At 72.5% G+C, this 19,494-nt stretch carries 15 protein-coding genes, 2 tRNA genes and 1 pseudogene; 13 read left to right on the plus strand and 5 right to left on the minus strand.

Features of this window, described 5'->3' with window-relative positions; genetic code table 11:
- Positions 1 to 53 precede the first annotated feature (53 nt).
- Genes recF through ACWIX3_RS04120 form a run of 4 tightly spaced genes read left to right on the plus strand, consistent with a single transcriptional unit; the run spans position 54 to position 4,492 of the window.
- Positions 54 to 1,253, plus strand: coding sequence for a DNA replication/repair protein RecF (gene recF, locus ACWIX3_RS04105; protein ID WP_448610808.1), 1,200 nt, complete (start codon positions 54 to 56; stop codon positions 1,251 to 1,253).
- A complete protein-coding gene (locus ACWIX3_RS04110) occupies positions 1,250 to 1,750 on the plus strand; it encodes a DciA family protein (protein ID WP_448610809.1) in 501 nt (166 codons plus the stop codon). Before recF ends, ACWIX3_RS04110 begins: the two co-directional genes overlap by 4 nt.
- A gap of 58 nt (positions 1,751 to 1,808) precedes the next feature.
- Positions 1,809 to 2,708 carry a hypothetical protein gene (locus ACWIX3_RS04115; RefSeq protein ID WP_448610810.1) on the plus strand — a complete coding sequence of 300 codons (900 nt, stop codon included), beginning with the start codon at positions 1,809 to 1,811 and terminating at the stop codon, positions 2,706 to 2,708.
- 17 nt (positions 2,709 to 2,725) lie between these two features.
- Complete coding sequence (locus ACWIX3_RS04120) at positions 2,726 to 4,492, plus strand: ABC transporter ATP-binding protein (RefSeq protein WP_448610811.1); 1,767 nt, start codon at positions 2,726 to 2,728, stop codon at positions 4,490 to 4,492.
- Positions 4,493 to 4,531: 39 nt separating this feature from the next.
- On the opposite strand, the gene ACWIX3_RS04125 is transcribed toward ACWIX3_RS04120, so the two are convergent.
- Positions 4,532 to 6,064 (minus strand): SDR family oxidoreductase, encoded by a 1,533-nt coding sequence (locus ACWIX3_RS04125; protein ID WP_448610812.1) that lies wholly within the window; start codon positions 6,062 to 6,064, stop codon positions 4,532 to 4,534.
- Between the two features lie 131 nt (positions 6,065 to 6,195).
- Between ACWIX3_RS04125 and ACWIX3_RS04130 the strand changes: the two genes are divergently transcribed.
- The 7 genes from ACWIX3_RS04130 to ACWIX3_RS04160 all read left to right on the plus strand — a co-directional run bounded on the left by ACWIX3_RS04130 (position 6,196) and on the right by ACWIX3_RS04160 (position 14,299).
- Positions 6,196 to 7,620 carry an APC family permease gene (locus tag ACWIX3_RS04130; RefSeq protein WP_448610813.1) on the plus strand — a complete coding sequence of 475 codons (1,425 nt, stop codon included), beginning with the start codon at positions 6,196 to 6,198 and terminating at the stop codon, positions 7,618 to 7,620.
- Positions 7,621 to 8,023: 403 nt separating this feature from the next.
- Complete coding sequence (gene gyrB / locus ACWIX3_RS04135) at positions 8,024 to 10,066, plus strand: DNA topoisomerase (ATP-hydrolyzing) subunit B (protein WP_448610814.1); 2,043 nt, start codon at positions 8,024 to 8,026, stop codon at positions 10,064 to 10,066.
- 106 nt (positions 10,067 to 10,172) lie between these two features.
- The gene (gyrA, locus tag ACWIX3_RS04140; RefSeq protein WP_448610815.1) at positions 10,173 to 12,641 is read left to right on the plus strand and encodes a DNA gyrase subunit A; all 2,469 of its coding nucleotides are present in this window, start codon (positions 10,173 to 10,175) and stop codon (positions 12,639 to 12,641) included.
- A gap of 160 nt (positions 12,642 to 12,801) precedes the next feature.
- Complete coding sequence (locus tag ACWIX3_RS04145; RefSeq protein ID WP_448610816.1) at positions 12,802 to 13,602, plus strand: DUF3566 domain-containing protein; 801 nt, start codon at positions 12,802 to 12,804, stop codon at positions 13,600 to 13,602.
- Positions 13,603 to 13,888: 286 nt separating this feature from the next.
- A tRNA-Ile gene (locus tag ACWIX3_RS04150) sits at positions 13,889 to 13,962 on the plus strand.
- Positions 13,963 to 14,054: 92 nt separating this feature from the next.
- Positions 14,055 to 14,198: a DLW-39 family protein gene (locus tag ACWIX3_RS04155; protein ID WP_448610817.1), complete on the plus strand. Its 144-nt coding sequence runs from the start codon at positions 14,055 to 14,057 to the stop codon at positions 14,196 to 14,198.
- Positions 14,199 to 14,226: 28 nt separating this feature from the next.
- A tRNA-Ala gene (locus ACWIX3_RS04160) sits at positions 14,227 to 14,299 on the plus strand.
- A gap of 200 nt (positions 14,300 to 14,499) precedes the next feature.
- Here the strand turns inward: ACWIX3_RS04160 and ACWIX3_RS04165 are convergent.
- The gene (locus tag ACWIX3_RS04165; RefSeq protein ID WP_448610818.1) at positions 14,500 to 15,012 is read right to left on the minus strand and encodes a tyrosine-type recombinase/integrase; all 513 of its coding nucleotides are present in this window, start codon (positions 15,010 to 15,012) and stop codon (positions 14,500 to 14,502) included.
- Positions 15,013 to 15,416: 404 nt separating this feature from the next.
- Here ACWIX3_RS04165 and ACWIX3_RS04170 point away from each other — a divergent pair.
- Positions 15,417 to 16,239: pseudogene (locus tag ACWIX3_RS04170) on the plus strand (IS5 family transposase).
- A 201-nt stretch (positions 16,240 to 16,440) separates the two neighbouring features.
- Here ACWIX3_RS04170 and ACWIX3_RS04175 read toward each other — a convergent pair.
- Together ACWIX3_RS04175 and ACWIX3_RS04180 are read right to left on the minus strand one after the other, a co-directional pair.
- Positions 16,441 to 16,611 (minus strand): tetratricopeptide repeat protein, encoded by a 171-nt coding sequence (locus ACWIX3_RS04175; protein ID WP_448610819.1) that lies wholly within the window; start codon positions 16,609 to 16,611, stop codon positions 16,441 to 16,443.
- A 267-nt stretch (positions 16,612 to 16,878) separates the two neighbouring features.
- Positions 16,879 to 17,652, minus strand: a complete 774-nt coding sequence (locus tag ACWIX3_RS04180; RefSeq protein WP_448610820.1) for an ANTAR domain-containing protein — start codon at positions 17,650 to 17,652, stop codon at positions 16,879 to 16,881.
- A gap of 434 nt (positions 17,653 to 18,086) precedes the next feature.
- On the opposite strand from ACWIX3_RS04180, the gene ACWIX3_RS04185 reads away from it, so the two are divergent.
- Positions 18,087 to 18,815 carry an ANTAR domain-containing protein gene (locus tag ACWIX3_RS04185; RefSeq protein ID WP_448610821.1) on the plus strand — a complete coding sequence of 243 codons (729 nt, stop codon included), beginning with the start codon at positions 18,087 to 18,089 and terminating at the stop codon, positions 18,813 to 18,815.
- Between the two features lie 336 nt (positions 18,816 to 19,151).
- On the opposite strand, the gene ACWIX3_RS04190 is transcribed toward ACWIX3_RS04185, so the two are convergent.
- Complete coding sequence (locus ACWIX3_RS04190; protein ID WP_448610822.1) at positions 19,152 to 19,421, minus strand: hypothetical protein; 270 nt, start codon at positions 19,419 to 19,421, stop codon at positions 19,152 to 19,154.
- Positions 19,422 to 19,494: the final 73 nt, after the last annotated feature.

The following is a 19,494-nucleotide window of genomic DNA, read 5'->3' on the forward strand; positions in this document are numbered from 1 at the left end:
CGGCGGGGCCCTGCAGGGGGGCCGTTCCAGTACCCCACGGCGGGGATGCTGAGGTGTACCTGCGACACCTCCAGCTGGGCTCGTTCCGCAACTGGGACCGGGTCGACCTCGCCCTGCGCCCGGGACCGACGGTGATCGTCGGCCGCAACGGCGAGGGCAAGACCAACCTCGTCGAGGCGGTCGGCTACCTGGCCACGATGGGCAGCCACCGGGTCGCCGGCGACGCCCCGCTGGTCCGGCAGGGCGCGTCCCAGGCGGTGGTCCGCGCGGCGCTGCGCCGCGAGGACCGCGAGCTGCTGGTCGAGATCGAGATCAACCCGGGCAGGGCCAACCGGGTGCGGGTCAACCGGGCGCCCCTGCCCCGGCCCCGCGAGCTGCTCGGGCTGGTGAAGTCCGTGCTGTTCGCCCCGGAGGACCTGGTGCTCGTCCGCGGGGACCCCGCGGAGCGGCGGCGGTTCCTCGACGACCTGCTGGTCAGCCGCACCCCGCGGCTGGCCGGGGTGCGCAGCGACTACGACCGGGTGCTCAAGCAGCGCAACGCCCTGCTCAAAACGGCCCGGATGGCCCGCGGCAACGCCCTCGCCACGCTGGACGTCTGGGACGGGCACCTGGTCGACCTCGGCGGGCAGCTGCTCGCCGCGCGGCTGCGGCTGATCGCCGACCTGGCCCCGCACGTGGCCCGCGCCTACGCCGGGATCGCCGGTGCCGACGCCGCCGTCGCCACGCTCGGCTACGCCAGCACCGTGCCGCTGGCCGGGGACGGGACGCCGATCGGCGAGGGGACGACCCTGCCCACCGCGGGCGAGCTCTCCACCGCGCTGCGCGAACGGGTGGCCGAGCGCCGCAACGACGAGGTGGACCGCGGCATGACGCTGGTCGGCCCGCACCGCGACGACCTGGTCATCTCGCTGGGCGCGCTGCCGGCGAAGGGCTTCGCCAGCCACGGGGAGTCCTGGTCGCTGGCCCTCGCGCTCAAGCTGGGCTGCTTCGCGCTGCTGCGGGCCGACGGCGACGAGCCGATCCTCGTGCTGGACGACGTCTTCGCCACCCTGGACACCGACCGCCGTGCGGCGCTGGCAGCCGTGGCGCGCTCCGCCGAGCAGTCGCTGGTCACCGCAGCGGTGCTCGACGACGTCCCGGCGGAACTGCGCAGCACGGTGGTCCAGGTCGCCGGCGGGCAGGCGGTACCGCTCGGCGGCGGCTCCGCCGAGGAGGATGCCGAGGACGGCGCGGTGCGGGAGGAGGTCCCATGAGCGACGAGCGGCCGGCGCGGCCCAGCGACATCGCCCGCGCGGCGCTGGAGGCCGCCCGTGCGGCCTCGGCGTCCCGGCCGCGCCCCACCCGTCGGCGGATCGCCGGCCCGAAGCGCACCTGGAGCGGCCCGCGGCCCGGGGACGACGACCCGCAGCCGCTGGCCCGGCTGGTCGACAACCTGGTCAGGACCCAGGACTGGACCGAGCACACCAAGGTCGGCGCCGTCTTCGGCCGCTGGTCGGCGTTGGTCGGGCCCGAGATCGCGGCGCACTGCGCGCCGCAGACGCTCACCGAGGGCGAGCTGCTGGTCGTGGCGGAGTCCACCGCCTGGGCCACCCAGCTGCGGCTGCTGGCGCCGACGATCCTCGCCAAGCTGCACGCCACGGTGGGCGGGGACGTCGTGACCCGGCTGCGCGTTGTCGGTCCGACGGCCCCGAGCTGGAAGAAGGGCCCCCGCTCGGTCCGCGGACGCGGGCCGCGGGACACGTACGGATAGGAGCCGCCGCGCGGCGCGGGGGCTCCGGGAGGACGACCCACATGGAGACGAGGCAGCGATGAGCAGCCCGCACGACCGCGACGGATTCGAGCAGCGCCCCGACGAGGGCAGCGGCTGGCGCGAGCCCGGCCACCTCGGCGGGGACGGCGGGCAGTCCCCGGCCGACCGGACCCCCGGCGACCAGCCGCCCGCCGAGCGCCCGGGTGAGAGCGGCGGCAGCACCGCCTGGCAGCCGCCCGGCTGGGACCTGCCGCCCGCAGAGCCCGACCGGTCGGCGCAGCCCCCGCCCGCCGGCCCGCAGACCGCCGGCGAGCAGCCGCGCGGCGGCCTCTTCGGCAGTCAGCGGCCCCGGCAGCCCGGCGAGCTCGAGCGGGTCTTCGCCTACCAGGGTGACGCCGTCGGCGCGCAGGGCTGGGCCGTCCAGCAGGGGTGGGCCATCTCCGACGGCACCGCTCCCGAGGACGCCGTGCTCGCCGAGCTGGTGCGCACCGCCCCGGTCCGCGCGACGAAGGACCACCGCCCGGCCGGGGTGATGCGCGGCCGCTACGGCACCCTGGACCTGGTCGCGTTCGACGTGCTCTACGCCTCCGGGCGCTACGCGGTGCCGGAGTACGCGGTGACCGCCGCCCCGGTGCTCGGCACCCTCCCGCCGCTGCGCCTCTCGCCGGCCCGCTTCTGGAAGCACCGCACCGGCGGGCTGGTGCAGGTGCCCAGCGGCGACCCCGCCTTCGACACCCGCTGGGTGCTGCTCGCTGCCGAGGACGGCCCGGCCGCCCGCGCCCTGGTCGGCGACGCCACGGTGCGCGGCCTGCTGCTGGGGACCGACGACGGCGACGAGTTCTGGACGGCGGCGGGTCATCTCGCAGCGATCCGCCCCGACGGGCACCGGCCGCAGCTGATCGAGCACCACGCCCGGCTGCTGACCGCGCTGATCAGCGCCCTGGCCCCCGCTCTCTGAGCCCGGCGTCCGGGCCGGTGAGCACCCCCGCGGAGGCCGCGCCCCCGGCGAGGCTGCGCGAGCTGCTGCCGCTGCTGCATCCGCACCGGCGCCCGCTGGCCCTCGCCGCCGTCCTGTCGCTGGTCGCGGCGGCCGGGTCGCTGGCCCAGCCGGCACTGGTCGCCCGGGTCATCGAGGCGGTCGGCGTCGGTGGGGAGCTGCTGCCCGCCGTCGGCCTGCTCGTCGTCGTGCTGGTGGCCTCCTCGGCGCTGGGCGCGGTGCAGGAGTACCTGCTGCAGCGGACCGCCGAGGGCGTCGTGCTCTCCACCCGGCGGACGCTGGCCGACCGGCTGCTCCGGCTGCCGGTCGCCGAGTACGACCGGCGGCGCACCGGGGACCTGATGTCGCGGGTGGGTGCGGACACCACGCTGCTGCGCGCCACGGTGACCTCCGGGGTCGTCGACGTCGCCGGCTCCGCGGTGGTGGCGGTGGGCGCGGTCGTGGCGATGGCGCTGGTCGACGGGTGGCTGCTGCTGGTCACCGTGGCCTCGGTCGCCGTCGGCCTCGCGGTGGTCGTCTCGGTCGCCCGCGGTGTGCAGCGGCTCTCCCGGCAGGCCCAGGAGGAGGTCGGCGCGATGACCGCCGCGGTGGAGCGGGCGCTGTCGGCGGTGCGCACCATCCGGGCCAGCGGCGCGACCGCGCGGGAGGTGGACGTCGTCGCGGGCAGCGCCGGCCGGGCGTACGAGGCCGGCGTGCGGGTGGCGCGGCTCGAGGCGCTGGTCAGCCCGGCCGGCTCGATCGCCGTCCAGGGCGCGTTCCTCGCCGTCCTCGGACTGGGCGGCTACCGGGTGGCGGCCGGCTCGATCGCCGTCGCCGACCTGGTCGCGTTCATCCTGTACCTGTTCCTGCTGGTCATGCCGCTGGGCCAGGCCATCGGGGCGTGGACGCAGCTGCAGAACGGGCTGGGCGCGCTCGCCCGGGTGCGGGAGGTCCTCGCCCTCGAGCCCGAGGACGACGCACGGCCCGAGCGGGGCGGGGGAGTCGTCGCCGTCCCCGCCTCGCCGCCTGCGGCCGACGTCCCGCTGCTGGAGCTGGACGACGTCTCGTTCCGCTATCCGGACGGCCCGGAGGTGCTGCGCGGGGTGTCGCTGACCGTGCCGGCCGGCAGCCGGGTGGCGCTGGTCGGCCCGTCAGGGGCGGGCAAGTCGACGGTGCTGGCGCTCGTCGAGGGCTTCTACCCGCTGACCGGCGGGGCGGTGCGCTGGGCCGGGACCGACGTGCGCGACCTGCCGCGGGCCGGCCTGCGCGCCCGGCTGGGTTACGTCGAGCAGGAGGCGCCGGTGCTCGCCGGGTCGGTGCGCGACAACCTGCTGCTGGCCGCCCCGCACGCGACCGATCCCGAGCTGTGGGCGGTGCTGGCCGACGTCGGGCTCACCGACGTGGTGCAGCGCTCGCCGCGCGGGCTCGACGTGCCGGTGGGGGACGACGGCGTGCTGCTGTCGGGCGGGGAGCGGCAGCGGCTGGCGATCGCTCGGTCGCTGCTGTCCCGCCCGGCGCTGCTGCTGCTCGACGAGCCGACCGCCAGCCTCGACGCCCGCAACGAGGCGCTGCTGCGCGACACCCTGGCCGCCGCGTCCGCCGACCGGGCACTGCTGGTGGTCGCCCACCGGCTGTCGACCGTGCTCGACAGCGACCGCATCGTCGTCCTCGACGGCGGGCGGGTGGTCGCCGCCGGCACCCACGAGGAGCTGGTGGAGATCAGCCCCCTCTACCGCGAGCTGGCTGCGGCGCAGCTGCTGGTGTGAGCACGACAGCGGCCACCTCCGCGGAGATGGCCGCTGCAGCTAGGCGGCGCGGGCGCGTCGTCGACCCACGCCGGCCGCCGTCCCCTGCTCCGCCGCGCGGCAGATGTTGCGCACCATCCCGCCGAAGATCGGGCCGTGGAAGGGGACGAGCACCCACCAGTAGAGGCTGCCGAAGAGACCGTTCGGCTTGAACGTCGCCTTCTGCCGCAGCCGGGTGCGCCCGTCCTCCTGTTCCACGTGGAACTCCAGCCAGGCCAGCCCGGGCAGCCGCATCTCGGCGCGCAGTCGCAGCAGACGGCCCTCGTCGAGCGCCTCGACCCGCCAGAAGTCGAGGGCGTCGCCGACGTAGAGGTCCGACGGGGACCGGCGTCCCCGCCGCAGGCCGACGCCGCCGACGGCGCGGTCCAGCCAGCCGCGCACCTCCCAGGCCAGCGGGAACGAGTACCAGCCGGCGTCCCCGCCGATCCCCTCGACCACCCGCCACACCGCCTCCGGTGACGCGCCGGTCTCCCGGGTCTTCTCGTCGAGGTAGAGGGTGCCGCCGGCCCAGTGCGGGTCGGTGGGCAGCGGGTCCGACGGCACCCCGGGCGTGGACGCCGACGACCAGCGCGTGGCCACCGCCGCGTCCCTGACCCGCTGGATGGCCAGCCGCACCGCCTCGTCGAAGCCGAGCGGCCCCTCCGGCGGGTCCGGGACGTACCGGGCGATGTCGTGCTCGGAGCAGACGACGGTGTTGCGCAGCGACTCCACCAGCGGACGGGCGATCGACGCCGGCACGGGGGTGACGACGCCGACCCAGTGGCTCGACAGCCCCGGGCTGAGCACCGGGACGGGCAGGATCCGCCGCCTGGGCAGCCCGGCCACCGCGGCGAAGCGCTGCATCATCTCCACGTAGGTCATGACGTCGGGGCCGCCGATGTCGAAGCTCCGGTGCACGTCGTCCGGCAGCGTCGCGCAGCCGACGAGGTAGCGCAGCACGTCGCGGATCGCGATCGGCTGGATCCGGCTGTGCACCCAGCGCGGCGTGACCATCACCGGCAGCCGCTCGGTCAGGTAGCGCAGCATCTCGAAGGACGCCGAGCCCGAGCCCAGCACGACCGCGGCCCGCAGGACGGCGGTCGGGACGCCGGAGTCCAGCAGGATCTGGGCGACCTCGGCGCGGGAGCGCAGGTGCGGGGAGAGCTCCTCGCCCTGGGGCTCCAGCCCGCCGAGGTAGACCAGCCGGCCCACGCCGGCGTCCCGCGCGGCGCGCGCCATCACCTCCGCCGTCCGCCGGTCGGTCTCCTCGAAGTCCGGACCGGTGCCCAGGGCGTGGATCAGGTAGTAGACGACGTCGGCCCCCGTGCAGGCCGCCGCGACCGCGTCGGCGTCCCCGGCGTCGGCCCGGGCGACCTCGACCTGCCCGGCCCAGGGGTGGTCGCGCAGCCGCTCGGGCGAGCGGGTCATCACCCGCACCCGGTGCCCGGCGGCGAGCAGCTCGGGCACGAGCCGCCCGCCGATGTAGCCGGTGGCTCCCGTGACGAGGCAGGTCTTCGGCGTGGGAGCTGGGGTGGTGCCGTCGGTCGGGGCCATGTCCCGAGTGTCGGCCGTGGATGCCGTGCGCGCTCGGGTCGCGGGCTCCCGCGGTACCCGCCACCCTGGGCGCACGTCCTGAGGACCAACGGCGGTCGCATCCACCGGCACGAGTCGAGCAGGGGGTCACCATGGCCGACACCACCGCTGCACCCGACCGCACGTCCGACGGCCAGCCGGCACTCAAGCGGGTGATGGGCCCGGGTCTGCTGCTGCTGTTCATCGTCGGCGACGTCCTCGGCACCGGCATCTACGCGCTCACCGGCCAGGTCGCCGCCCAGGTGGGCGGCGTGGTCTGGCTGCCCTTCCTGGTGGCCTTCATCGTCGCGCTGATCACCGCGTTCAGCTACCTGGAGCTGGTCACCAAGTACCCGCAGGCGGCCGGCGCCGCGCTGTACACGCACAAGGCCTTCGGCATCCACTTCGTGACGTTCCTGGTCGCCTTCGCGGTGATGAGCTCGGGCATCACGTCGGCGTCCACCGCCGCGCGGGCGTTCAGCGCCAACTTCGTGAGCGTCACCGGCCTCGGGCTCGGTGAGGGGATCGGCATCACGCTGGTCGGGCTGGGCTTCATGACGCTGGTCGCGCTGGTCAACCTCCGTGGTGTCGGCGAGAGCGTCAAGGCCAACGTCGTCCTCACCTGCGTGGAGCTGACCGGCCTGCTGATCGTCATCGGCGTCGGCGTGTGGGCGCTGGGCGGCGGGGGCGGCGACTTCTCGCGGGTGACCGAGTTCGACACCGGTGAGCGCTCGGTCGTCGGCGGGGTCATCGCCGCCACCGGACTGGCCTTCTTCGCGATGGTCGGCTTCGAGGACTCGGTCAACATGGCCGAGGAGTGCAAGGAGCCGCGGCGGATCTTCCCGAAGGTCCTGCTGGCCGGACTGTGCCTGACCGGCCTGATCTACGTGCTGGTGTCGATCTCGGCGATCGCGCTCGTGCCGGCGGACCAGCTCAGCCAGGGCGACACCCCGCTGCTGCAGGTGGTGGCGGCCGGGGCACCCGGGTTCCCGCTGGGCATCTTCGGTGTCATCACGATGTTCGCCGTCGCCAACTCGGCGCTGATCAACATGCTCATGGCCAGCCGGCTGGTCTACGGCCTGAGCCGCGAGAAGGTGCTGCCGCCCCTGCTCGGCCGGGTGCACCACCGCCGGCGCACCCCGACCACGGCGATCCTCTTCACCACGGCGCTGGCGTTCGGGCTGATCACGTTCGTCGGGGCGGTGCCCGCCCTCGGCGGCACCACGGCCCTGCTGCTGCTCATGGTCTTCACCGTGGTCAACGTCGCCGTCCTGGTCCTGCGCAGGGACAGGATCGACGCCGACCACTTCCGCACGCCGACCGTGCTGCCCGTCGTCGGCGCGCTCGCCTGCGCGTACCTGGCCACGCCGTGGGCGGGCCGGCCGGCCGAGCAGTACCGGATCGCCGGCGTCCTCCTGGCGATCGGCGTCGTCCTCTGGGGAGTGACGGTCCTCGTCAACAAGCGGACCGGCGCCGCGACGCCCCGGTTCGACCCGGCCAACCTGACCGGCGAAGGGCCGACGGGGCCGCACAACTAGAAGGACCCCCTGCCCCCCGCCACTCGCGAGCTCGCGGCGGGACCCTGCAGGGGGCCGCCGTCCTCCCCACCCTTCGCAGGCTCAGGGCGGGACCCGGGACGGGGCCGGCGGGACGCTGCGGAGGGCCGCCGTCCTGCCCACTCCCCGCTCCGCTCGGGGCATGGCCCGGGACGGGCCACCAGGCGCCCCACGGACGGCGTGTCGACCCCCGGGGCAACACCTGTGGTGGCAGGCGTGCTGCGAGTGGCGCAGACACGACGTGAGGGCCGGGACGGCGGCATTCCTGTCGTAGGACCCGGTATCCTGGAGAGCAGAAACCGCCAGCATCCGGCTGAGAGCCGTTCTGCGCCCCTGCCCGCGGTCGGGGCGCCCCGCCGCCGGGTGCGCGACAGAAGGGCCCCACGTGGTCGCTCGACCGAAGACCGACGCCCAGGCTGACGCCTACTCCGGCAGCTCCATCACCGTCCTCGAGGGTCTCGAGGCCGTCCGCAAGCGCCCCGGCATGTACATCGGCTCGACCGGTGAGCGGGGCCTGCACCACATGGTGTGGGAGGTCGTCGACAACGCGGTCGACGAGGCCCTGGCCGGCTACTGCGACACCGTCCGGGTCACCCTGCTGCCCGACGGCGGCGTCCGGGTGGAGGACAACGGCCGCGGGATCCCGGTCGACATGCACCCGGTGGAGAAGCGGCCGACCGTCGAGGTCGTCATGACGATCCTGCACGCGGGCGGCAAGTTCGACGGCAAGAGCTACGGCGTCTCCGGCGGCCTGCACGGCGTCGGCGTCACCGTCGTCAACGCGCTGTCCACCGAGCTCGACGTGCGCATCTGGCGCGACGGCACCGAGTGGCACCAGCACTACGCCGAGGCCAAGCCCTCGCCGTTGGAGAAGATCGGTCCCACGAAGAAGCGCGGCACCCAGATCACCTTCTGGGCCGACCCGGCGATCTTCGAGACGACCACCTACTCGTTCGACACCATCAGCCGCCGGCTGCAGGAGATGGCGTTCCTCAACGCCGGCCTGCGGATCGTCCTGCGCGACGAGCGCCCGGGTCACAGCAAGGTCGAGACCGGCATGGCCGAGGAGCTGTCGCTCGCCGAGGAGGCCCCGTCCCCGCAGGCCGAGGAGCCGGCCTTCGAGCCCACCGAGGTCACCTACTTCTACGAGGGCGGCCTCAAGGACTACGTCGCCCACCTCAACCGGACCAAGACCGCGATCCACCGCTCGGTCATCGGCTTCTCCGCCGACGGCACCGGCAAGAACGACACCGCGATGTCGGTGGACATCGCGATGCAGTGGTCGGAGGCCTACTCCGAGTCGGTCCACACCTTCGCCAACATCATCAACACCCACGAGGGCGGCACCCACGAGGAGGGCTTCCGCGCGGCGCTCACCTCGATCGTCAACCGCTACGCCGAGGAGAAGAAGCTCTTCAAGGCCAAGGACGAGAAGCTCACGGGTGAGGACATCCGCGAGGGCCTCGCCGCCATCGTCTCGGTCAAGCTCGGCGACCCGCAGTTCGAGGGCCAGACCAAGACCAAGCTCGGCAACACCGAGGTCAAGGGCTTCGTGCAGCGGGTCTGCAACGACCAGCTCGCGCACTGGTTCGAGGCCAACCCGACCGAGGCCAAGCAGATCATCACCAAGGCCAGCTCGGCCGCGCGCGCCCGCCGCGCCGCCCAGCAGGCCCGTCAGCTGGCCCGGAAGAACCCGCTGAACTCGACCGGCCTCCCCGGCAAGCTGGCCGACTGCCGCTCGACCGACCCGCGCAACTCCGAGGTCTACATCGTCGAGGGCGACTCGGCCGGTGGCTCGGCCAAGTCCGGCCGCGACTCGATGTTCCAGGCGATCCTGCCCATCCGCGGCAAGATCATCAATGTCGAGAAGGCACGCATCGACCGGGTGCTGAAGAACACCGAGGTCCAGTCGATGATCACGGCGTTCGGCACCGGCATCCACGACGAGTTCGACCTGTCGAAGCTGCGCTACCACAAGATCGTGCTGATGGCCGACGCCGACGTCGACGGCCAGCACATCCGGACCCTGCTGCTGACCCTGCTGTTCCGCTTCATGCGGCCACTGGTCGAGGCCGGGCACGTCTACCTGGCCCAGCCGCCGCTGTACAAGATCAAGTGGGGCGGCAAGGTCGGTGACGAGTACGTCTACACCGACAAGGAGAAGGAAGCCGTCCTCCGGGCCGGCGCCGAGGCCGGCCGCAAGATCAAGGACGACGCGATCCAGCGCTTCAAGGGCCTGGGTGAGATGAACGCGACCGAGCTCTGGGAGACCACCATGAACCCGGAGACCCGGATCCTGCTGCAGGTCACCCTCGAGGACGCCGCGACCGCCGACGAGCTGTTCAGCGTGCTCATGGGCGAGGACGTCGACGCCCGCCGCAGCTTCATCACCCGCAACGCCAAGGACGTCCGCTTCCTCGACGTCTGAGAGGGGACCCCGTCCTCCTCACCGCTCGCACGCTCGCGGCGAGCCGCTGGACGGGGCCACCCCTTCGACCTCACACCCTCCGCACCGAGCTCTGAGGACCTGAACCGTGACGGACATCCCCACCCGCGACCGCATCGAGCCGGTCGACCTCCAGCAGGAGATGCAGCGCAGCTACATCGACTACGCGATGTCGGTCATCGTCGGCCGCGCGCTGCCCGAGGTCCGCGACGGCCTCAAGCCGGTGCACCGCCGCGTGCTGTACGCCATGTACGACCAGGGCTTCCGTCCCGACCGGAGCTACGTCAAGTGCGCCCGCGTCGTCGGCGAGGTCATGGGTAACTACCACCCGCACGGTGACTCGGCGATCTACGACGCCCTCGTGCGACTGGCCCAGCCGTGGTCGATGCGCTACCCGCTGATCGACGGTCAGGGCAACTTCGGTTCCCCGGGCAACGACCCGGCGGCGGCCATGCGCTACACCGAGGCCCGGCTGACACCGCTGGCCATGGAGATGCTGGCCAACATCGACGAGGAGACCGTCGACTTCCAGCCCAACTACGACGGCAAGAACCAGGAGCCGCTGGTCCTGCCTGGGCGGATCCCCAACCTGCTGATCAACGGCTCGGCCGGCATCGCCGTCGGCATGGCGACCAACATGCCGCCGCACAACCTCCGCGAGGTCGCCGAGGCGGTCTTCTGGATGCTCGACCACCCGGACGCCGAGCCCGAGGAGGCGCTGACGGCGTGCATGGAACGGGTCAAGGGTCCCGACTTCCCCACCCACGGTCTGATCGTCGGCCGGGAGGGCATCGAGGAGGCCTACCGGACCGGTCGCGGCTCGGTGCGCATGCGCGCGGTGGTCACCGTGGAGGAGGACGCTCGCGGCCGGGTGCAGCTGGTCGTCACCGAGCTGCCCTACCAGGTCAACCCCGACAACCTGGCCGAGGCGATCGCCGAGGCCGTTCGCGACGGCCGGCTGCAGGGCATCAGCGAGATCGCCGACGAGTCCAGCGACCGCGTCGGCCGCCGCCTGGTCATCACCCTGCGCCGGGACGCCGTCGCCAAGGTGGTGCTGAACAACCTCTACAAGCACACCCAGCTGCAGACGACGTTCGGCTGCAACATGCTCTCGATCGTCGACGGCGTCCCGCGGACGCTGCGCCTCGACGAGCTGGTCCGCTACTACGTGCTGCACCAGATCGAGGTCATCCAGCGGCGGACCCGCTACCGGCTGCGCAAGGCCGAGGAGCGCGCGCACATCCTGCGCGGTCTGGCCAAGGCCCTCGACCAGCTCGACGCGGTCATCGCCCTCATCCGGTCCAGCGAGTCCGCCGATGCGGCGCGCAGCGGACTGATGGAGCTGCTGGACATCGACGAGATCCAGGCGACCGCGATCCTGGACATGCAGCTGCGCCGGCTGGCCGCCCTCGAGCGGCAGCGGATCCTCGACGAGCTCGGCGACCTCGAGGCCCGTATCGCCGACCTGCAGGCGATCCTCGACTCGCCCGAGCGGCAGCGGCAGATCATCCGCGACGAGCTCGCCGAGATCGTGGAGAAGTACGGCGACGACCGGCGCACGAAGTTCGTGGCCAACGACGGCGACGTCTCCATGGAGGACCTCATCGCGGAGGAGGAGGTCGTCGTCACCATCACCCGCACCGGCTACGCCAAGCGGACCAAGAGCGACCTCTACCGTTCGCAGCGTCGCGGCGGCAAGGGCGTGATGGGTGCGGCGCTGAAGCAGGACGACATCGTCGACCACTTCTTCGTGGGCTCCACCCACGACTGGATCCTCTTCTTCACCAACAAGGGCCGCGTCTACCGGGCCAAGGCCTACGAGCTGCCCGAGGCCAACCGCACCGCCCGCGGCGCGCACGTGGCCAACATCCTGGCCTTCCAGCCCGACGAGAAGATCGCCCAGGTCATGCAGATCAAGGACTACGGGGTCGCCCCGTACCTGGTCCTGGCCACGTCCAACGGGCAGGTGAAGAAGACCCGGCTGACCGACTTCGACTCCCCGCGCAGCGGCGGCGTCATCGCGATCAACCTGCGCGAGGGCGACGAGCTGGTCGGCGCCGCGCTCATCGACCCGGAGCAGGACCTGCTGCTGGTCACCCGCAAGGCGATGTCGATCCGCTTCAAGGCCGACGACGCCACGCTGCGGCCGATGGGCCGGGCCACCGAGGGCGTCCGCGGCATCGCGCTGTCCTCGGACGACTCGCTGCTGTCGATGATGGTGGTCGAGGAGGGCGTCGACGTCCTCGTCGCCACCGAACGCGGCTTCGCGAAGCGGACCGGGATCGAGAACTACCCGGCCCAGGGTCGCGGCGGCAAGGGCGTGCTCACCGCCGACCCGAAGGCGCGCAAGGGCAACCTGGTCGGGGCCCTGGCGGTCCGGCTCGGCGACGAGCTCTACGCCATCACCTCCGGCGGCGGCGTAATCCGGACCCCGGTCAACGGCGTCCGGCACAACAAGGACCGCGCCACCATGGGTGTCAAGCTCATGAACTTGCCGGAAGACGTGTCGATCGTGGCGATCGCCCGTACGACGGACAATGACGAGGCTGCCGCCTAGGCTGTGGACGAAGACGGTGGAGGCGGGGTCGCCGACCCCGGGTCCGGCTGCCCCGCCTCCGTCGTCCCAGCCATGACCGGCGCCCAGGCGCTCCCGGCGTCGCGCCGGGCCGACCGGGTGCGAGGCAGCGGCGATGGCCGCTGGGGAACGGGAGACTCGCATGAGCGACCGGACGCAGGGTTCGGTGCGCACCGGGTCCCGGACCGGGGACACCACCCCGGCACAGGGGACGGCGACCGGTCAGCAGCCCGCGGCTGACGACACGCCCTCGGTGGGGTCGACGCAGACCATCCCCGGCGCGAACACCGCCCGGACCCAGGCCGTGGCCGCTGACGGCGCCGCCCCGGCGGCGACCGGCCCGGCGTCGGGCACGCAGACCGCCGTCCCCCCGGCCACCGGTGCCCAGCCGGCTGCCGGTGCGCAGGCCTCCGGTGCCCAGACCGCCGTCCCCCCGGCCACCGGTGCCCAGCAGGCTGCCGGTTCCCAGGCTGCCGGTGCCCAGGCCGCCGGTTCCCAGGCCGCCGGTGCCCAGCCTGCTGCCGGCGCCGCCAGGGCCTCCTCCGGCGGCGGCAAGGCGCCTCGCGGCCCACGCCGCGCCCGCCTGCAGCTGCGGCACATCGACACGTTCTCCGCGCTGAAGATCTCGCTGGTCCTGTCGATCGCGATGTTCTTCATCTGGATGGTCGCCGTCGGCCTGCTCTACGGCATCCTCTCCGGCCTCGGCGTCTTCGAGACCCTCAACGACCTGTTCGGCCAGCTCGGCAGCGCCTCCGGTGACGCCTCCGGTGGCGACGGCGGCAGCGAGGTCATCACCCCGGGCATCGTCTTCGGCGGCGCCGCGGTCATCGGGGCCATCAACATCGTGCTGATGACCGCGCTGTGCACCGTCGCGGCGTTCATCTACAACATGTGCTCCGACCTGGTCGGCGGCCTCGAGGTCACCCTCTCCGAGCGGGATTGAGTCGTCCGTCGGCCCACCGGCCGGCACCGCGGAGTCATCGTCGGCTCACCGGCACGCCAGCGCGCACGTCAGGCGCCCTCTCACGACGGCTGAGAGGGCGCCTGACGTGTGTTCGGTCCCGGTCGCGAGGGCGGGGGAAGTGCCGGCCGGAAGCACGTCCGGGGCAGCGGGTTCCCCGAAGTGGCGTCGGGGTGACGCCGGCTCTGCTGCCCGCACGCGGAGGGCGACCTCACACCACCCCCCTGCGGGCGGCACCGCGTGGCCGGGTACGCTGGTCGAGGTCCACGGGCCTGTAGCTCAGGCGGTTAGAGCGCATCCCTGATAAGGATGAGGCCGGAGGTTCAAGTCCTCCCAGGCCCACCGTGTACTGGCGCCACCGGCCCACCCCGTTCCCGGGGTCGGGCTCCGGCCCCCTCCCGAGGAGGGGGACTCCCCTCGAGGAGGTACCCCGCGTGCTCAGGAAGCTGGTCTTCGCGGCCGCCGCCGCAACTGCTCTGGCCGCCGTCCGGCGGCGAACGACGGGCAGGGCGGAGGCCGACCTCTGGGCCGAGGCGACCCGCGGCCCCCAGGGGGTCAGCACGCCGGGCGCCCACTGACCCGCCGGGAGGGTGCACCTCCCACTCCGGGGACGTAGCTCAATTGGCAGAGCACCGCCTTTGCAAGGCGGGGGTTAGGGGTTCGATTCCCCTCGTCTCCACTCCTCCGGCCTGCGGATTCACCTCCGTCGGGGGCTCCGGCGAGCCCTCCGACGGGGTCTCGGTCCGCAAAAGTCCGCAACTCGTCCGCGGGATGCGGCCCGCAGAGTGTCCAGCCGGTCGGCCACGTCGTCCAGGTCGTCGTCGTCCAGGTCGTCGTCGTCCAGGTCGTCGTCGAACAGGTCGGCGTAGCGGTCCAGGGTCATGGCCGCCGAGGCGTGCCCGAGCATCCGCTGCACGGCCTCGACGTTGGCGCCGGCCTTGATCGCCAGCGAGCTGCGGTGTGCCGGAGTTCGTGCGGTGTGAGCCCGGGCTCTCCGATGGCCCGGGCCGCGGCGTCGAACCAGGCGGACCGGGCGTTGCGGTTGCGCAGCACCGCGCCCTGCGGCGAGGGGAAGGCCAGCTCGTCCGCGGGGCGGGTCACCACCGTGCGGGCCAGCTCGTCGACCAGGAACCGCGGCAGCGGCACTGAGCGGCGGCCGTGGGTCTTGGGGGTGCCCCACACCAGGCGGGAGCCGTCGACCTCGGTGACAGCCTCCTCGACGAGCACCCGCCGGCGCAGCAGGTCGAAGTGCCGCACCCGCAGCGCCGCCAGTTTCGACCAGCGCAGCCCGCAGTAGCCGAGCGCCAGGACGGCGGCCCGGCCGGGCCCGGCGGCGTCGGCGAGCGCCTCCAGCTGCTCGGCGGTCAGGTACCGGCGGCGCTTCTCCTGCATCGGGGGCAGTGTCGAGTGCAATGCAGAGTGACTTCTGCCCGGTGCTCGTGCTGCTGACGACCAGCTCCGTGATGCACCGCTTCTCGTCAGACAGCAGCCTCCAGCGACACGGTGGCGTGGGCGCCGAGCGGGCGGCCGGACAACGCAGTCCTGCCGTAGAGGTGTCCCGGTTGCCCCACCCTTGCGGGAAGCTTCATCGGGCGGGCCCTACGGGACGGCAGCCGAAGGGCACGTGCTCTGTCCTGCGGTGTTCCCGGTTGGGGTTCGCCTTACGGGACAGGGCTGCGGGTCGTCGGTGGACCAGCCGTGAGGCGAGTCGCCCATAGCGGCCCGTTCAGAAAACGTTGCCCAAGTAGGTCTTCGGGCTCTGTCCCGTCCGGACGGTTCGGCGCAGGGTGCCGCGCATGTCGTCGGTGTCTTCCCCGCCGCGGCTGATCAGTGATGAGCTGTGGGCCTTCTTCGAGCCGGTCATTCCGCCGCAGCCTCCGGCGGTGCACGGCCGCACCGGCCGACCCCGGACCGCCGACCGGAACGTGCTCGAGGGCATTGCCTTCGTCCTGACCACCGGGATCGGCTGGACCAAGTTGCCCCGCGAGCTCGGCTACGGGTCGGGCTGGACCTGCTGGCGGCGGATGCGGGAGTGGGCCGACGCCGGCGTGTTCGACCAGGTGCACCAGGCCGTCCTGGACCGCCTGGGTGAGCAGGGTCGGCTGGACTGGTCACGGGCCAGCCTGGACTCCGTCAGCGTCCGGGCGAAAAGGGGGGTGCGCTGACCGGCCCCAACCCCACCGACCGGGGAAGGCCGGCAGCAAGTACCACCTGCTGGTCGACGCACGCGGCCTACCGCTCAACGTGCTGGTCTCGGCCGCGAACCGGCACGACAGCCTGTTCGTCGAACCCATTCTCGACTCGATGCCGGCGATCAAGCGCGGCGGCCGCGGCCACCCGCGGCGGCGGCCGGTCAAGCTGCACGGTGACAAGGGCAATGACAACCCGCGGGTGCGCCACTACCTACGCCGGCGTGGGATCACCGCCCGGATCGCGCGCATCGGCCGCGACTCCAGTGCCCGCCTGGGCTGGCACCGTTGGGTTGTCGAACGAACCCTGGGCTGGCTGCTGTCCTGCAAACGCCTAGCGCTGCGCTACGACCGGACCGCCACGACCATCACTGCGCTGGCCCGACTGGCAGTAACCCTCATCTGCGCCCGCCGTCTGCCGACGAACTAATGCAACGTCTTCTTAGGGCCACCTGCAGCTCCAGTGCCCGCAGCCTGCCGGCCAGCCGTTCGTACGGGGCGACGGCGGGCCGCTCCAACAACATTGGCGGAGAACTGGCGGTTCCTCGACATGTTTCAGGGGCCGCTGCGGTGTCCCCAAGCGGCCCAATCAGGGCGCTCTCGGGCATGGAGGTCGCCGGTGGATGAGCCGTCACAGAGGCCGACTGTGGTGGTCCCCAACAGCATCGTCACCAAGCACGAGGTGGCCGATGCCGGCGTCCTGGGTCAGGTACAGCGTGATCGGGTGGTCGGAGCCGAGCGCCCGGCGAGAGCGCTCCAGGGTGTCCTCGGCCAGGGCGCGGGCCGACTGCGTCTCGCCCAACGTGCCCAGCTCCTAGAGGCCCCCCTTCAGCTACAGGTTGGAGGCCCAGATGCGCCTTCACCGAACAGGGATCCCCTACGGGACACTGGCGGTTGGCTGCCCGCTCCGTCCGAATCGTCGCCGTAGCGGGTTCGCCTTGGGGGACGGGGCCGCGGGTAAGGGCAGATCAGCCGGGAAGCGAGTCGCCCATAGCGACTTATTGAGGGATATCAGGGAGTTCCTGGTCCGGCCCGGCGCTCGAACCGAGGGCCGTCGGGCCGCCCTACGTCAGACCCCCGGATTCTCGCCGGTCTCCACGACGCGGCGGGCGAGCTCGCGGACCTTGACGTTGCCCTCCTGCGAGACCCGGGTGAGGACGTCGAACGCTCGGTCGGGGGTGAGCTTGAAGCGTTCCATGAGGATGCCCTTCGCCTGCTCGATGACAGCCCGAGATTGCATGGCCTGGCGCAGATTTTGGGCTTCCTCACTCACTCGCGCGTAGCGGTCGGCGTTGAGGACCGCGATGGCCAAGACCTCAGCGACCAGCAGCGCCTTCTCTGACACCTCGGGGGCGACGAAGGCTGAGGGCTGGCTGGAGTACAGGTTCAGGGCTCCGATGCTGCTCCCCTGGTACGGCAGCGGCACGGATAGTGAGCTGCTCACTCCTTGGTCTGCTGCGTGCTGCGGGTAGTCGCCGAAGCGTGGCTCGGTGCGCATGTCGTCGATGCGGATGACGACACCTCCACGGGCGGCGTCCATGCAGGGCCCGTAGCCGCGCCCGTACTGCGTCTCTTCTGCCGCGAGGGCCGCTCCGCCGTGATGGGCGGCGGTGTAGGCCCGATCTTGTTGAACCAGCGTGATGGAAGTCGACTCCGCGCCGGGGATAGCTGCTGCGGCGGCCCGGACGATGTCCCCGAGGACCTCCTTGAGGGGCCTGTCGACCAGGGTGATCCGGGTGAGCGCCCGCAGTAGCTGCTCCACGCGCGCATCTTGGCAGGACGGACCGGCCCGCTGACACACCTCGTTCGACCCGACGTCGTCGCGATCAACGAGCGTGCCCATGCCTCGACGGGGAGTCATCCGTTCAGCCGAATCGTCCGCGAGCACTCCTGCAAAGCCCCGACTACGTGGCCCTGAAGCCGCCTTAAGAGACGGGTCGGGGGCGTCGGGTCCTCAGCCACCGCACAGGGATCCCCTGCGAGACACCGGTAGCTGGCCGCCCCTGCCCGCATGAACGTCGCCGTAGCGGTTCGCCCTGCGGGACACGGCTGCGGGGTCGTCGGTGGATCAGCCGTCGAGCGAGGCGCCCATAGCGGCCCACTTTGGGACATCGCCAGCGGCTCGGAGGGCGCCGATGCGAGTAGCGTCAGGGGAAGACGTCGGGATGCCCGGAGTCGAAGGCGCGCCACACAGTCGGCGTACCGCGCACGGACCCCAGATCGAGGTCCGCGGCCGAGGTCACCCACCTTCGGTACCAGCAGTCCGGAGGCCGTGCCGTGGGCAGTCCCGAAAACTCGCAGCCGACGAAAGCCGCCAAGGCGCTGGAGCGCCTGGGCCGGTTGTCCCTACGCAACCTGTCCATGGAGGACCTGCTGCAGACCGTGGCTGACCTGACCAAGACGGTGATGCCGGGCAGCCCCGAGGCGTCGGTGACGCTGGTGGTCAAGGACCACCCGACCACGGTGGCCAGCACCGGCCGACTGGCCACCGACCTCGACGAGTCCCAGTACGAACGCGGCCACGGCCCCTGCCTGCACGCCGCCCACACCGGCGAGCTGATCGAGATCGCCGACTCCCGCACCGATTCCCGGTGGCCGGACTACCTGCCCCGAGCGGTCGAGCACGGTGCCCTCAGCTCCCTGTCCGTTCCGCTGGCCATCGACGAGGACGAGCGGGTCCGCGGCGCGCTGAACATCTACGCCCGCGAGCCGCACGCCTTCGACGAGGACAGCCGGAGCGCGGCCACCCGGTTCGCCCCCTACGCCGCGGTCGCCGCCGGCAACCTGCACGCCTACCAGAGCGCCCGGGACAGGGCCGACAACCTGCAGACCGCGCTGGAGACCCGAGGGGTCATCGACCAGGCCAAGGGGATCCTGATGGACCGCCACAAGCTCACCGCGGATCAGGCGTTCCAGGTCCTGGCCCAGATGTCGATGAAGACCAACCGCAAGCTACGCGAGATCGCCGACGCCCTGGTCCACACCGGCGAACTACCCCTCCGATGAGCCGGGCCCGGCACCGGATGCTGGACCGGCCCAGGTACCTGCCGGGTCCCCCCGGATCGGGGGCCGCGGGCACTGATGAGCAGCCGCAGCGGCCTCCGCGGGCGCCGTCGCGGTCAGGCCCCGCCGTTCCAACACTGTGGACGGCGGGGCCGCCCCCTGTCCCTGAGGCCGCCTTCTGTCCCATAGCGGCCCACCCTGAGGTGGTCAGGTAGTGACTCGCTGCCGTACTGGGGTCGTCGGATGGGGCGTACCGTCCCCACCAGCCGGTGTGGTTCAACCAAGAAGCTGCATCGGTGAGGGGTCATCGACCGACTGCAGGCGGTTGGTGCAACCGCACTATCCGTCGGCGCGCTGACGTTCCTGCCGGTCCCAGCGGGACTCGTTGAACCGCCGGCGGTTCTCCTCGGTGGGCCAGCCATGCGCCCGCCCGTACTTCTGCACCGTGTTGGGCGAGAGTCCCAGCTCGGCGACAGCGCGCACGCTCGCGCTGTTGAAAAGGGCCCGGGCGACGGCCTTCTCCAGCTCGTCCTGGGCGTCGCGGACGCCGATGAGTGCGGCGCGGATCCGGTCGGCGTCCGCTGGCTCGATCTCCCTGGCATCGGGCACGACTGCGACCGTAACCCGAGGGCACGGCGTCGAGCACGCGCCCCGGCTTGAACCGGGACGGCATGTCAACTGC

The organism is Geodermatophilus sp. URMC 60, assembly GCF_053502585.1.

Bases quoted from the DNA above. Each gene is read 5' to 3' on its own strand.
- ACWIX3_RS04115 (WP_448610810.1), top strand. From the start codon at position 1,809: ATGAGCAGCCCGCACGACCGCGACGGATTCGAGCAGCGCCCCGACGAG.
- ACWIX3_RS04125 (WP_448610812.1), bottom strand. From the start codon at position 6,064: ATGGCCCCGACCGACGGCACCACCCCAGCTCCCACGCCGAAGACCTGC.
- ACWIX3_RS04180 (WP_448610820.1), bottom strand. From the start codon at position 17,652: ATGGGCACGCTCGTTGATCGCGACGACGTCGGGTCGAACGAGGTGTGT.
- ACWIX3_RS04130 (WP_448610813.1), top strand. From the start codon at position 6,196: ATGGCCGACACCACCGCTGCACCCGACCGCACGTCCGACGGCCAGCCG.
- ACWIX3_RS04110 (WP_448610809.1), top strand. From the start codon at position 1,250: ATGAGCGACGAGCGGCCGGCGCGGCCCAGCGACATCGCCCGCGCGGCG.
- ACWIX3_RS04145 (WP_448610816.1), top strand. From the start codon at position 12,802: ATGAGCGACCGGACGCAGGGTTCGGTGCGCACCGGGTCCCGGACCGGG.
- ACWIX3_RS04165 (WP_448610818.1), bottom strand. From the start codon at position 15,012: ATGCAGGAGAAGCGCCGCCGGTACCTGACCGCCGAGCAGCTGGAGGCG.